Source organism: Streptacidiphilus sp. EB103A (genome assembly GCF_041261405.1).
In the GTDB taxonomy this organism is placed as follows: Bacteria; Actinomycetota; Actinomycetes; order Streptomycetales; family Streptomycetaceae; genus Streptacidiphilus.
Map to the genome: position 1 here is coordinate 122,268 of NZ_JBGCAQ010000002.1, position 15,650 is coordinate 137,917.

The 15,650-nt window shown below is 70.0% G+C and carries 1 protein-coding gene; it reads left to right on the forward strand.

Annotated features, from left to right (window positions below; all coding sequences use genetic code 11):
* The first annotated feature begins 25 nt into the window (after window positions 1-25).
* On the forward strand, window positions 26-15,625 hold the full coding sequence (locus ABH941_RS03960; RefSeq protein WP_370127376.1) for a type I polyketide synthase: 15,600 nt from the start codon (window positions 26-28) through the stop codon (window positions 15,623-15,625).
* The last annotated feature ends 25 nt before the right edge of the window (window positions 15,626-15,650 follow it).

Consider the following 15,650-nt stretch of genomic DNA (forward strand, 5'->3'; position numbering starts at 1 on the left):
GATGTCGTGAAGTGTGGAGCTGAAGATGGACGCGTCCGCGAACAAGGTTGTCGAAGCCCTCCGTGCCTCCCTCCGGGAGAATGAGCGGCTGCGCAAGCAGAACCAGCAACTGACGGATGCCGCCTCCGAGCCTGTGGCCATCGTCTCGATGAGCTGCCGCTTCCCGGGCGGCGTCAGCACGCCTGAGGAGTTCTGGCGGCTGGTGGACGACGGCACCGACGCGTTCTCCGACTTCCCCGACGACCGTGGGTGGGACCTCGCCGCGCTGCTTCCCGACAGCGACGACGGCAGCGGGGCCTCACAGGGCGGCTTCGTCGAGGGTGCGGACCGCTTCGACGCAGGCTTCTTCGGGATCTCGCCGCGCGAGGCGCTGGCGATGGACCCGCAGCAGCGCCTGCTGCTCGAGGTGTCGTGGGAAGCCGTGGAGCGGGCCGGCATCGCCCCGGCGTCCCTGCGGGGCAGCCGCACCGGCGTGTTCGTCGGCTGCAGCAACCAGGAGTACGGCTCGGCGCTGCGCGACATCCCCGAGAACACCGAGGGCCACGTCCTCACGGGCACGGCCAACAGCGTGGTCTCCGGTCGCGTCTCCTACACGCTGGGCCTGGAGGGTCCGGCGGTGACGGTGGATACAGCTTGCTCGTCGTCGCTGGTGGCGCTGCATCTGGCGGTGCAGGCGCTGCGGTCCGGCGAGTGCTCGCTTGCGCTGGCCGGTGGTGTGGCGGTGATGTCCACGCCGGGGGCGTTCGTGGAGTTCAGCCGCCAGGGCGGCATGGCCTCGGACGGCCGGTGCAAGGCGTTCTCGGAGAACGCGGACGGTACGGGGTGGGGCGAGGGCGCCGGGCTCGTGCTGTTGGAGCGGCTGTCGGATGCGCGGCGCAACGGGCATACGGTGCTGGCGGTGGTGGCCGGTAGCGCGGTCAACCAGGACGGTGCGTCGAACGGTCTGACGGCGCCGAACGGCCCTTCGCAGCAGCGGGTGATCCGGGAAGCGCTGGCGGGCGCCGGGCTGACGCCGCGTGACGTGGACGTGGTGGAGGCGCACGGGACGGGCACCTCGCTCGGCGACCCGATCGAGGCGCAGGCGCTGCTGGCGACCTACGGCCAGGACCGTGAGGCGGAGCAGCCGCTGTGGCTGGGATCGGTGAAGTCCAACATCGGTCACACGCAGGCGGCGGCGGGCATTGCCGGTCTGATCAAGATGGTGCTGGCCATGCGGCACGGGGTGCTGCCGCAGACGCTGCATGTGACCCAGCCGTCCCTGCAGGTGGACTGGTCGGCGGGCGCGGTGAAGCTGCTGACCGAGAAGCGGGACTGGCCGCAGACCGGACGGCCGCGCCGCGCGGCGGTGTCGTCGTTCGGCATCAGTGGGACGAATGCGCACACCGTTTTGGAGGAGGCTCCGGCGGTGGTGGAGCCTGTCGTTGAGGTGGTGCCTGAGGTTCCTGGGGTGGTGGTGCCGTGGGTGGTGTCGGGGCGTGGTGAGGGGGCGTTGCGGGAGCAGGCGGGTCGGTTGGTGGGGTTGGTGGATGCGGGGGGTGTGGATGCGGTTGGTGTGGGTGGGTCGTTGGTGTCGTCGCGGTCGGTGTTTGAGGATCGTGCGGTGGTGTTGGGTTCGGGGTTGGCGGAGTTGCGGGCTGGGTTGGCGGAGTTGGCGCGGGGTGGCAGTTCTGGGTTGGTGGTGCGGGGTTCGGTGGTGCGGGGGCGGACGGCGTTCTTGTTCGCGGGGCAGGGGTCGCAGCGGTTGGGGATGGGGCGGGGGTTGTATGAGGCGTTCCCGGTGTTCGCGGAGGCGTTCGATGCGGTGTGTGGGCTGGTGGATGCTCCGCTGCGCGAGGTGGTGTTCGGCGAGGATGCCGACCAGCTGAACAGCACGGCGTTCGCCCAGCCGGCCTTGTTCGCGGTCGAGGTGGCGCTGTTCCGGCTCGTCGAGTCGTGGGGGGTGCGTCCGGACTTCCTGGTGGGCCACTCCATCGGTGAGCTGGCTGCCGCGCATGTGGCGGGGGTGTTGTCGTTGGTGGATGCGTGTCGGTTGGTGGTGGCGCGGGGTCGGTTGATGCAGGCGTTGCCGGCCGGTGGGGCGATGGTTGCTCTGCAGGCGTCGGAGGCGGAGGTGCTGCCGCTGCTGGAAGGCCAGGTTGGCATTGCGGCGGTCAACGGCCCGAACGCGGTGGTGGTCTCCGGTGAGGAGGCTGCCGTGCTGGTGGTGGCTGCGCGGATCGAGGCTTTGGGGCGTAAGGCGACGCGGTTGCGGGTGAGTCATGCGTTCCACTCGCCGTTGATGGAGCCGATGCTGCAGGAGTTCCGGAAGGTCGCAGAGGGCGTCACCTACGAGCGGCCGCGCATCGCGGTGGTGTCGAATGTGACGGGCCGGGTGGCGACGGCGGAGGAGTTGACCTCGCCGGAGTACTGGGTGTCGCATGTGCGCCAGCCGGTGCGGTTCGCCGACGGTGTACAGCAGTTGGAGGAGGCGGGGGTAACCCGGTTCCTGGAGCTGGGTCCCGACGGCACGCTGACCGCTCTGGCGCAGGCATGCGTGAGCAATACGGACAGTGTTCTGGTCCCGGCCCTGCGCAAGGATCGCCCGGAGCCGACCGCGCTGCTGACCGCTGTTGCCGGGGTCTTCATCCACGGCACCGACGTCGACTGGTCTGCCCTGCTCCCCGGCGCCCGCCGTGTCGACCTGCCCACCTACGCCTTCCAGCGCACCCGCTACTGGCCGCACTCCACCGGAGCCTCGCTCGGCGACCTCGGCGCGGTGGGTCTGGCTGCGGCTGGACACCCGCTGCTGGGCGCGGTCCTGGCCCTTGCGGATTCCGATGCCCTGATCCTGACGGGGCGTCTGTCCGCTCAGACGCAGCCCTGGCTGGCCGATCACGTCGTGTCCGGTGCGATCCTGCTGCCCGGCACGGCCTTCCTGGAGCTCGCCCTCCACGCGGGAGACCAGGTCGGTTACGGACACGTGGAGGAACTGACGCTCGAAGCCCCACTGGTCCTTCCGGAGCGTGGCGCGGTCCAAATCCAGCTGATCGTCAGTGCGCCCGACGAATCGGGTCGACGCAGCGTGGGCATCTACTCGCGTCCGGACGGTGATCTGACCGGTCAGCCCTGGTCACGGCACGCCTCGGGCACGCTGCTCGTGGAGTCGGCGCAGCCGTCGGCCGATCTTGCGCCGTGGCCGCCGCTCGATGCCCAGCCGGTGCCCGTCGAGGGCAGCTACGACCGCCTGGCCGCAGCGGGGTTCGACTACGGGCCGGTGTTCCGCGGCCTGAAGGCCGCATGGAAGCACGGCGATGTCCTGTTCGCTGAGGTCAGCCTGCCGGAGGTGGCGGAGTCCGAGGCGCGGCGCTTCGGCCTGCACCCCGCGCTGCTGGATTCCGTTTTGCACACCCTGGGCCTGGTTTCGAGCGCGGACAGCACAGATGCGGAGGGCGCCGACGGCAACGGCCAGGGCAGCCTGCCGTTCTCCTGGTCCGGCATCACCCTGCACGCCACCGGTGCCTCCCTGCTGCGTGCACGGCTCACGCTGCACGGTGCGGAGGGCGTCGCCCTGGAACTGGCGGATGACTCAGGCCGTCCCGTGGCCACCATCGACTCCCTGATCCTGCGGCCGATGTCCGCCGAGCAGGCCGGTGCGGCCCGGTCCGCGCAGTCGGACACGCTGTTCGGAGTGGACTGGGTCCCGGTCGTCGCCGGCTCGGCCACGGAGCAGGCCGACGTCGATCCCCTGGTGCTGACCTCGTCGGGTGAGTTGCTCGCCTTGGCCGAGTCCGGCGACGAGGTGCCGGCGGACGTCCTCCTACGAGTGGCGGGAGTCAACGGCGGCCTGGCGGATGCCGCGCACGCGGTGACCGCAGGCGCGCTAGGCGCGGTGCAGGAGTGGTTGGCGCGGGAGCGGTTCGAGGGTTCGCGGTTGGTCGTGGTCACCGAGGGTGCGGTGACCACCGACCAGCAGATGCCGGATCCGGCTTTGGCGGCGGTGTGGGGCCTGGTGCGCGCGGCCCGGGTGGAGAACCCGGGCCGCTTCGCGCTGGTGGACGTCGACGGTTCAGCGGAGTCGTGGGCGGCGGTCGCAGGCGCGTTGGCTTCGGGTGAGCCGGAGTTGGCGGTGCGTGCGGGTACCGCGTTCGTCCCCAGGCTGAGCCGGGTCGCTGCTCGGACGGCCGTGTTGCCGCTGCCCGACGGCCCCGGCGCGTGGCGCTTGGACATCGTGGAGCAGGGGACGTTGGAGGGCCTGGGGCTGGTTGCCTGCCCCGACTCGGCGGAGGAGTTGGCGGCAGGGCACGTACGGGTGTCGGTGCGCGCGGCGGGCGTGAACTTCCGTGATGTGCTGAACGCGCTGGGGATGTATCCGGGCGGGGCGAAGGACTTCGGCCTGGAAGGCGCCGGTGTGGTGACCGAGGTCGGCCCAGGCGTGGTGGGCCTGGCTGTGGGCGACCGGGTCATGGGGATGTTCCCCGGCGCCTACGGGCCGGTAGCGGTGGCGGACGCGCGGATGATGGTGCGGATTCCGGCGGGGTGGTCGTTCGCGCAGGCGGCGTCGGTGCCGCTGGTGTTCCTGACGGCGTACTACGCGCTGGTGGATCTGGGCGATGTGCAGCCGGGTGAGCGGGTGCTGGTGCACGCGGCGGCCGGTGGGGTCGGTATGGCTGCGGTGCAACTGGCTCGGCATCTGGGCGCGGAGGTGTTCGGCACGGCGAGCGCCGGCAAGTGGGGTGCGCTTCGAGGGCTGGGTCTGGATGACGCCCATATCGCCTCGTCGCGCGACCTGGGCTTCGAGGGCGCGTTCGGGGCTGTCACGGATGACGCTGGCGTGGATGTGGTGCTGGACTCGCTGGCCGGTGAGTTCGTGGACGCCTCGCTGCGGTTGCTGCCGCGCGGGGGCCGGTTCCTGGAGATGGGCAAGACCGATGTCCGCGACGCCGATGTGGTGGCGCAGGAGCACCCCGGCGTGGCCTATCGGGCCTTCGACCTGCTGGAGGCCGGTCCGGAGCGGACCGGCGAGATGCTGGCCGCGCTGGTGGACTTGTTCGAGTCCGGCGTGATCGTGCCCTCGCCCGTCGCGGTCTGGGACGTGCGACGGGCACCGGAGGCGTTCCGGTACCTCAGCCAGGCCAGGAACATCGGCAAGGTGGTGCTGAGCGTCCCGTCGGTCCTGGACGTTCACGGCACGGTGTTGGTGACTGGTGGTACGGGTGGTCTGGGTGCGTTGGTGGCGCGTCATCTGGTGGTTGAGCGGGGTGTGCGGCACCTGGTGCTGGCGAGTCGGCGTGGGTCGGCGGCGCCGGGTGCGGGGGAGTTGGTGTCGGAGCTTGGGGCGCTGGGTGCCGAGGTCTCCGTCGTGGCCTGTGACGCGGCTGATCGCGAGGCGTTGGCGGAGCTGTTGGCGGGGGTGTCGGTGGAGCATCCGTTGACGGGTGTGGTGCACACGGCGGGTGTGTTGGACGACGGGGTGGTGTCGTCGTTGACGCCGGAGCGGCTGGCTGTGGTGCTGCGTCCGAAGGTGGACGCGGCGGTGAACCTGCACGAGCTCACGCGCGGCCTGGACCTGTCGGTGTTCGCGTTGTTCTCCTCGGTTGCGGGGACGTTCGGTGGTGCGGGGCAGGGCAACTACTCGGCTGCCAATGCGTTCCTGGACGGTTTGGCGCGGGTGCGCCACAGTCTCGGTCTGGCGGCGACCTCGCTGGCCTGGGGTCCGTGGGCGCAGGGTGCGGGTATGACCGGCGAGTTGAGCGCCACGGACCTGCGCCGGATGGCGCGCGGCGGCCTGCTGCCGCTGAGCGTCGAGCAGGGATTGGCGGCGTTCGACGCGGCCTGCCGGGGCAGCGTGCCGGTCGTGGTGCCGATCGCACTGGCCCACGCGACATTGCGTGATCCGCAGGCGGTGGCGGGACTGCCCGCGATGCTGCGCGGTCTGGCGACCACCTCGGCCCGGCGCACGGTCTCGTCCTCGGCGAGCACAGCGGCGGACAGCTTCAAGGACCGCCTGGGCGCTCTGTCCATCGCCGACCGTGAGCAGGCGATCGTCGCTCTGATCCGTACGCAGACGGCTCTGGTGCTGGGGCATGCCGGTCCCGAGGCCGTCGACCCCAACCGTGACTTCCGCGGCCTGGGCGTGGACTCGCTGACGGCGGTCGAGCTTCGCAACCGCCTCAACACGGCCACCGGGCTTCGGCTGCCGGTCACTCTGGTCTTCGACTACCCGTCACCTCTGGCGCTGGCCCGCTTCGTCCGGGGCGAGTTGCTGGGCGACGAGGCGGCGGCCGGGCCCGTGGCAATCGCCGTCGGGGCGGGCAGCAGCACCGCCGACGAGCCCATCGCCATCGTGGGGATGGGCTGCCGGTTGCCGGGGCAGATCACCACGCCCGAGCACCTGTGGGAGCTGGTCTCCACCGGCGGCGACGCGATCGTCCCGTTCCCGACCGATCGAGGATGGGACCTGGAGTCCCTCTACGACCCGGACTCGCTTCGGGGTGGCACCAGCTACGTGGGAGAGGGCGGCTTCGTTTCGTCGATCGACGGGTTCGACCCGGGGTTCTTCGGGATATCGCCGCGCGAGGCGCTGGCGATGGACCCGCAGCAGCGGATGCTGCTGGAGGTTTCGTGGGAGACGGTCGAGCGGGCAGGCGTGGATCCGCGGTCGTTGCGCGGCAGTCGAAGCGGCCTGTTCGTCGGTTGCGGCTACCAGGGCTACGGCTCGGCGCTGACGGACGTCCCGGAGGACATCCGGGGGCTGCTGCTCACCGGTAGTGCCGGGAGCGTGGTCTCGGGGCGGGTGGCCTATGCGCTGGGCCTGGAGGGACCAGCGGTGACGCTGGACACGGCGTGCTCGTCCTCGCTGGTCGCGCTGCACCTGGCGGCGCGGTCGCTGCGGTCGGGCGAGTGCGATCTCGCGCTGGCCGGGGGCGCGACGCTGATGTCGACGCCGGAGATGTTCGTGGAGTTCAGCCGCCAGGGTGGACTGGCGGCCGACGGTCGCTGCAAGGCGTTCGGCGAGGGAGCCGACGGCACGGCGTGGTCCGAGGGCGTCGGCATGCTGCTCTTGGAGCGCCTCTCCGATGCGCAGCGCAACGGACACCCGGTGCTCGCGGTCGTCCGTGGCACGGCGGTGAACCAGGACGGTGCGTCGAACGGTCTGACCGCGCCGAACGGGCCGTCGCAGCAGCGGGTGATCCGGGAGGCCCTCGCCGACGCCGGGTTGACGGCGCAGGACGTGGACGCGGTGGAGGCGCACGGCACGGGCACGGCGCTCGGCGATCCGATCGAGGCGCAGGCGCTGCTCGCGACCTACGGCCAGGACCGTGAGCCGGAGCGGCCGTTGTGGCTCGGTTCGGTGAAGTCGAACATCGGTCACACCCAGTCGGCGGCGGGCGCCGCCGGACTGATGAAGATGGTCTTGGCGATGCAGCACGGCGTGCTGCCGCGGACCCTGCATGTGACCGAGCCGTCCTCGCACGTGGACTGGTCGGCCGGCGACGTGAGGCTGCTGACCGAGCCGCGTGAGTGGCGCGAGGCGGCCGACCGTCCGCGCCGGGCCGCGGTGTCGGCCTTCGGCATCAGCGGTACCAACGCCCATGTCGTCATCGAGCAGGCCCCGGCTGTCGCCACAGTCGCGACGGAGGCCGGCTCCGCAATGACGGGGCCGGTGCCGTGGGTGGTGTCCGGACGCAGCGCGGAGGCATTGCAGGCCCAGGCCGCGAGCTTGCTCGCGCATCTCGACGGGGGCTCGGAACTGTCGCCGGGTGACGTCGGCTACTCCCTGGCGACCACGAGGTCCACGTTCGAGCACCGCGCGGTGGTGCTCGGAGCGGATCGGGAGAGCCTGGTGGAGGGGCTGCGGTCGGTCAGCCGGAGCGAGACGACGGGTGCGAATGCCACAGTCGGTGCCGTGGGTTCCGGCGGTGCGACGGCGTTCCTGTTCGCGGGGCAGGGGTCGCAGCGATTGGGGATGGGCCGGGAGCTGTGTGAGGCGTTTCCGGTGTTCGCGGAGGCGTTCGATGCGGTGTGTGGGCTGGTGGACGCTCCGTTGCGCGAGGTCGTCTTCGGCGATGATGCGGAGCTGCTGAACACCACCGAATATGCGCAGCCGGCGTTGTTCGCGGTTGAGGTGGCGTTGTTCCGGTTGGTGGAGTCATGGGGCGTCAAGCCGGACTTCCTGGTGGGCCACTCCATAGGTGAGTTGGCCGCTGCGCATGTGGCGGGGGTGTTGTCGCTGGAGGATGCGTGTCGGTTGGTGGTGGCGCGGGGTCGGTTGATGCAGGCGTTGCCTGCTGGTGGGGCGATGGTGGCGCTGCAGGCGTCGGAGGCGGAGGTGCTGCCGCTGTTGCGCGACCAGGTCGGCGTCGCGGCGGTCAACGGGCCGAACGCGATTGTGGTGTCGGGGGCCGAGGTCGCGGTCGAGGAGGTTGCCGAGCACTTCCGGGGCCTGGGGCGTAAGGCGACGCGGCTGCGGGTGAGTCATGCGTTCCACTCGCCGTTGATGGAGCCGATGTTGGCGGAGTTCCGCCGGGTGGCGGAGAGCATGGAGTACGGGACCGCGCGCGTGGCGATCGTCTCGAACGTCACCGGTGAACTGGCCACCTCGGAGGAGTTGGCTTCGGCGGAGTACTGGGTGTCCCATGTCCGCCAGGCGGTGCGGTTCGCCGACGGCATTCGCCTGCTGGAGGCTCGCGGAGTCACCCGTTTCCTGGAGCTGGGTCCGGACGGGACCCTGACGGCGATGGCGCAGCCCTGCCTCGGCACGGAGGACAAGCTGCTGGTCCCGACTCTGCGCAAGGACCGGCCCGAGGCGATGAGCCTGCTCGGAGCACTGGCCCGGGTGTGGGCGCACGGGGTCGACGTCGATTGGGCGCAGGCATTCAGCGGCAGCAATGCTGTGCAGGTCGAGCTTCCGACGTATGCCTTCCAGCACCAGAGCTTCTGGCTGGGAGCGGAGTCCGGAGGCGTTGCGGAGAAGGCTGCGGGACCGCAGGAGACGGTCGATGCCCGCTTCTGGGAGGCCGTCGAGCGCGAGGACATCGAGTCGCTGACGGAGACTCTGGGATTCGAGGGCGACGCACTCGGCACCCTCGTCCCGGTGCTGTCCTCCTGGCGACGGAAGCAGCAGGAGCAGTCCGCTTTGGACTCCTTGCAGTACAAGGTGTCCTGGGAACCGGTCTCGGACAGCGGGGCGGCAACGCCGGCCAGTGGAACGTGGCTCCTGGTCCTTCCTGTTGGTCTGGCTGCGGACGACGTCGTCGTCGGGGCTGTCCGGGACGCGTTGGCCGGCGTCGGTTCGCTCGTGCTGCTGGAGGCGGCATCGGAGCTGGATCGGGCGGTGTTGGCGGAGCGGGTTCGTGCGGTGGTGGGGGAGGAGCCGGTAGTGGGTGTGGTGTCGCTGTTGGCGGTTGCTGGGGGAAGTTGGGATGTCGGGTTGGGGTCGACATTGGTGTTGGTGCAGGCGTTGGGTGATGCGGGTGTGGGTGGTCGGTTGTGGGTGGTGACTCGGGGTGGTGTGTCGGTGGGGGGTTGGGATGGGGTGGTGGATCCGGTGCAGGCGTCGGTGTGGGGGTTGGGTCGGGTGGCGGCGTTGGAGGTTCCGGAACGGTGGGGTGGGTTGGTGGATCTGCCGGAGGTCGTGGACCGGCGGGTGGTGGGTCGGTTGGCGGGGGTGCTGGCCGGTTCGGGTGAGGATCAGGTGGCGGTGCGTGGGTCCGGGGTGTTCGGTCGGCGGTTGGTGCGGGCTGTGAGTGATTCAGGCTCGGGTGTGGTGTGGCGCGCCGGTGGGACGGTGCTGGTGACGGGTGGTATGGGTGCGTTGGGTGTGCGGGTGGCGCGGTGGTTGGCGGGTTGTGGTGTGGGCCGGTTGGTGCTGACCAGTCGTCGGGGTCTGGCGGCGCCGGGGGCTGTGGAGTTGGTGGAGGAGTTGGCGGTCCTGGGTGTCGAGGTGGTGGTGGAGGCGTGTGATGTGGCGGATCGCGGCGCGGTGGAGGCTCTGCTGGGGCGGTATGCGGTGGATGGGGTGGTGCATGCGGCGGGTGTGGTGGATGACGGGGTGATTGATGGGTTGACGGTGGAGCGGTTTGCTTCGATGCGGGCGAAGGTGCTGGGTGCGGTGTATCTGGATGAGTTGACGCGTGGTCGGGAGTTGGATGCGTTTGTGGTGTTCTCGTCGTTTGCGGGGGCGGTGGGTGCTCCGGGTCAGGGGAACTATGCGGCGGCGAATGCGTTCCTGGACGGTTTGGTGGAGCGGCGTCGGGCTGGGGGTTTGGTGGGTACGGCGGTGGCGTGGGGTCCGTGGGCCGAGGGCGGCATGGCCAGCTCTGAGCAGGTGTCGCGGCGGTTGCGTCGTGGTGGCGTGCTGCCGTTGAGCCCGGAGGTGGCGTTGGCGTCACTGGAGCGGGTGTTGGGTTCGGGTGAGGCGGTGGCGGTGGTCGCCGATATGGCGTGGGCGGAGTTTGCTCCGGCGTTCACGGGGGTTCGGGCCAGTGCGTTGTTCGGCGGGGTGCCGGAGGCACGCGTGGCGCTGTCGCGGGTGAGTACCGGCGAGTCTGGTTTGCGGGGGCGGTTGATGGGGTTGTCGGGGGTGGAGCAGGAGCGGGTGTTGTTGGAGGTGGTGCGGGGGCAGGCGGCTGGGGTGTTGGGGTATGCGGGGGTGTCGGGGGTTCCGGCGGAGCGGGCGTTTCGGGAGTTGGGTGTTGATTCGTTGACGGCGATGGAGTTGCGGAACGGGTTGGGGGTGGTGTGTGGGGTGGTGTTGCCGGCGACGGTGGTGTTCGACTATCCGACGCCGTTGGCGTTGGCGCGGTTCTTGCGGGGTGTGTTGTTGGGTGCGGGTGTTGAGGTGGCGGTGCGGGCGGTGTCGGTGGTTGAGGATGATCCGGTGGTGATTGTGGGGATGGGGTGCCGGTTCCCGGGTGGGGTGGCGGGGCCGGAGGACTTCTGGCGGTTGCTGTCCGGTGGCGAGGACGCGATCGACGTCTTCCCCGCCGACCGGGGCTGGGACATCGACGGCTTGTACGACCCGGAGTCCTCCGGTCCTGGTACCACCTATGTGAATGTGGGTGGGTTCCTGGAGGGCGCGGATGGGTTCGATCCCGGTTTCTTCGGGATGAGTCCGCGTGAGGCGGTGGCGACGGATCCGCAGCAGCGGTTGCTGCTGGAGACCTCGTGGGAGGCGCTGGAGCGGGCCGGCGTCGATCCGCTGTCGCTGCGCGGTAGCCGGACGGGCGTGTTCGCGGGCACCAACGGCCAGGACTACGCGGGGTTGCTCGCCGCGTCGCCCGACGACTTCGGCGGCCACATCGGCATCGGCAACGCGGCCAGTGTGCTGTCCGGGCGCGTCTCCTACGCCTTCGGGATGGAGGGTCCGGCGGTGACGGTGGACACAGCGTGTTCGTCGTCGCTGGTGGCGCTGCACTTGGCCGCGCAGTCTCTTCGCGCGGGTGAGTGCGATCTCGCGCTGGCCGGTGGTGTGACGGTGATGTCGACGCCTGGCGCGTTCGTCGAGTTCAGTCGGCAGCGTGGTCTCGCGTCCGATGGCCGTTGCAAGGCATTCTCCGATGCGGCCGATGGCACGGGGTGGGCCGAGGGCGTCGGCGTGCTGGTGGTGGAGCGTTTGTCGGATGCGCGGCGCAATGGGCACCCAGTGTTGGCTGTCGTGGCGGGTTCGGCGGTGAACCAGGACGGTGCGTCGAACGGTCTGACGGCGCCGAACGGCCCTTCGCAGCAGCGGGTGATCCGGGAGGCATTGGCCGGCGCGGGTCTGACCGCACAGGACGTGGATGCGGTGGAGGCGCATGGGACGGGGACGTCGCTGGGTGATCCGATCGAGGCGCAGGCACTGTTGGCGACTTATGGTCAGGATCGTGGGTCGGGGCGGCCGTTGTGGCTTGGGTCGGTGAAGTCGAACATCGGTCATACGCAGGCTGCTGCGGGTGTGGCGGGTGTGATCAAGATGGTGTTGGCGATGCGGCACGGTGTGCTGCCGCAGACGCTGCATGTGAGTGAGCCGTCCTCGCACGTGGACTGGTCCTCCGGCGAGGTGCGGCTGCTGCTGGAGAACACCGACTGGGCGGTGGAGGAGGACCGTCCGCGCCGGGCCGGGGTGTCGGCCTTTGGTGTGTCCGGGACCAACGCGCACGTGATTCTGCAGCAGCCGGTGCAGGACGTGTCTCTGCCGGTGGAGGTGGCTACGGGCGGGGCGGTGCCGTGGGTGGTGTCTGCGCGCAGTCGGGACGGGCTGACGGCGCAGGCAGGGCGTTTGCTGGCACTCGTGGCAGAGCAGGGCGAGCTCGACCCGCGCGACGTCGGTCGTTCGCTGGTGACCACGCGATCGGTGTTCGAGCACCGCGCCGTTGTGGTCGGTGGTGACCGGGCGGAGCTGCTGAGCGGCCTGGAGGCTTTGGCGGCGGGGAAGTTCTCGCCGAGTGTGGCGACCGGTGCGGCCGGGTTCGAGGGTCGGACGGCGTTCCTGTTCGCGGGGCAGGGTTCGCAGCGGCTGCATATGGGCCGGGAGTTGTATGACGCCTTCGGCGTGTTCGCGGATGCTTTCGATGCCGTCTGCGCCCGAGTGGACGGGGAACTGGAGCGTCCGCTGCGCGAGGTGATCTTCGGGGACGACGCGGAACTGCTGAACACGACCGCGTTTGCGCAACCCGCTCTGTTCGCCGTGGAAGTGGCGTTGTTCCGGTTGGTGGAGTCGTGGGGTGTGCGGCCGGACTTCCTGGTCGGTCATTCGGTTGGAGAGCTGGCGGCGGCGCATGTGGCGGGGGTGCTGTCGCTGGAGGACGCCTGCCGCTTGGTGGTGGCGCGGGGCCGGTTGATGCAGGCGCTGCCGGCCGGTGGGGCGATGGTCGCTTTGCAGGCGTCGGAGGCGGAGGTGCTCCCGCTGCTGGGCGACGGGGTCGGCATTGCGGCGGTCAACGGGCCGAACGCGGTCGTGGTGTCGGGTGTCGAGGCGGCGGTCGAGGAGATCGCCGAGCACGTCCGGGGCCTGGACCGTAAGACGACGCGGTTGCGGGTGAGTCATGCGTTCCATTCGCCGTTGATGGAGCCGATGTTGGCGGAGTTCCGCCGGGTGGCGCAGAGCGTGGAGTACGAGGCGCCGCGGTTGGCGGTCGTTTCGAATGTGACGGGTGGGTTGGCTTCGGCGGAGGAGTTGGCCTCGCCGGAGTACTGGGTGTCGCACGTGCGTGAGGCGGTGCGTTTCGCCGACGGTGTAGAGGAGTTGGTGGAGCAGGGTGTTACCCGGTTCCTGGAGCTGGGTCCTGACGGGACGCTGACCGCGATGGCGCAGGCGTGTGTGCCGGATTCCGACGTCGTTTTGGTTCCGGGCTGCCGCAAGGACCGGCCTGAGGTGGTGGCGTTGCTGTCGGCGGTGGGTGGGTTGTTCGCGCATGGTGTGGAGGTGGACTGGTCGGCTTTGTTTGCCGGTAGGGGGGCGCGTCGGGTGGATCTGCCCACCTACGCCTTCCAGCACGGTCGTTACTGGCCCACGCCTGCTGTGCCGACGAACCAGGCGGACGCGGAGACGTCCGCGGTCGACGCGCGCTTCTGGGAGGCCGTCGAGCGCGAGGACCTGGAATCCCTCGCGGCGGATATGGAGATCGACCGCACAGCGCCTTGGAGCGATGCCCTTCCTGCGCTGGCCACATGGCGGCGTCGCCAGCGCGAACAGTCCGCGTTGGATCAGTGGCGTTACCAGGTGACCTGGAATCGACTGGACGACGCAGCAGCGGAGGCGCTGACCGGCCGCTGGCTGGTGGTCGTGCCGACGGAGGCGTCTGCCGGAGCGGCCGAGGCTGAGGAAGTGTTGCGCGGGCTGCAGAGCATGGGCAGCAAGGTCGAGGCGTTCCCCTGTGAGTTGGGTGTTGATCGGGTGGTGTTGGCGGAGCGGTTGCGTGGGGTGGTGGGTGGGGAGCCGGTGGTGGGTGTGGTGTCGTTGTTGGCGGTTGTGGGGGGTGAGTGGGATGTGGTGCCGGGTGGTTTGGGGTCGACGTTGGTGTTGGTGCAGGCGTTGGGTGATGCGGGTGTGGGTGGTGGCTTGTGGGTGGTGACTCGGGGTGGTGTGTCGGTGGGGGGTTGGGATGGGGTGGTGGATCCGGTGCAGTCTGCGGTGTGGGGGTTGGGTCGGGTGGCGGCGTTGGAGGTGCCGGAGCGGTGGGGTGGGTTGGTGGATCTGCCGTGTGTGGTGGATCGCAGGGTGCTGGGTCGCCTGGCGGGTGTGTTGGCGGGTGGTTCGGGTGAGGATCAGGTGGCGGTGCGTGGGTCCGGGGTGTTCGGGCGTCGGTTGGTGCGGGCTGTGAGTGCTGCGGGTTCGGGTGTGGTGTGGCGCGCTGGTGGGACGGTGTTGGTGACGGGTGGTACGGGTGTGTTGGGTGTGCGGGTGGCGCGGTGGTTGGCGGGTTCCGGTGTGGGTCGGTTGGTGCTGACCAGTCGTCGGGGTCTGGCGGCGCCGGGGGCTGTGGAGTTGGTGGCGGAGTTGGCGGGTCTGGGTGTTGAGGTGGTCGTGGAGGCGTGTGATGTGGCGGATCGGGGGGCGGTGGAGGCGCTGCTGGGGCGGTATGCGGTGGATGGGGTGGTGCATGCGGCGGGTGTGGTGGATGCGGTGGCGTTGGGGGAGATGGGTGTGGGGCATGTGGCGGAGGTGTTGCGGGCGAAGGTGTTGGGTGCGGTGAATCTGGATGCGGTGTTGGGGGATCGGGAGTTGGACGGGTTTGTGGTGTTCTCGTCGATTGCGGGTGTGTGGGGCAGTGGTGGGCAGGGGGCGTATGCGGCGGCGAATGCGTTTGTGGACGGGTTGGTGGAGCGGCGGCGTGCGCGTGGTGTGGTGGGGACGTCGGTGGCGTGGGGTCCGTGGGCTGGGGGTGGGATGGCGTCGGCGGAGGGTGCTGAGGAGCATTTGCGGCGGCGTGGGTTGCCGGCGTTGCGGCCGGAGTTGGCGGTGGCGGCGTTGCAGCGGGTGTTGGAGTGCGGGGATGCGGTGGTGGTGGTGGCGGAGGTGGACTGGGCGCGGTTCGCGCCGGCGTTCACCAGTGGTCGTCCCAGCCCGTTGCTGGCCGACCTCCCCGAAGCCCAGAACGCCCTCAAGGCCATCGCTGCAGCAACACCCACCGAAGCCGGCGAGTCCGCTCTGCACCAGTCCCTCGCAGGGCTCCCCTCGTCCGACCGTGAGCAGCAGCTCGTCACCCTGGTCAGGAGCCTTGCAGCGGCCGTCCTGGGCCATGCCGGCACGGAGGCCATCGAGGAGGGCAAGGCGTTCCGCGATCTGGGTTTCGACTCGCTCACTGTCGTGGAACTCCGGAACCGCCTCAATGCCGAGACCGGCCTGAGGCTGCCGACCACCCTGGTGTTCGACTACCCGACCCCGCGACACCTGGCCCGGCACATCAATGACGAGCTGTTCACCGAGGACACCGGCAGCGACACGGCTGTGCTCGCCGACCTGGAACGGATCGCCTCGGCGATTCCAAGGCTTTCCCCAGACAACGACGCCAGGGCTCTCGTGAAGGCCCGACTTCAGAGCATCCTGTCCGAGCTGGGCAATGCGGCGGAGAGCGATCCCAAAGCGGCGGTCTCCCAGCAGCTCGACACGGCCTCCGACGATGAGATCTTCGACTTCATCAACAAGGAACTTGGCCGATCCTGAGCACCGCGTCACTGGTGATCCGCTT

Coding starts and splice junctions, on each gene's coding strand:
- ABH941_RS03960 (WP_370127376.1), top strand. CDS start 26: ATGGACGCGTCCGCGAACAAGGTTGTCGAAGCCCTCCGTGCCTCCCTC.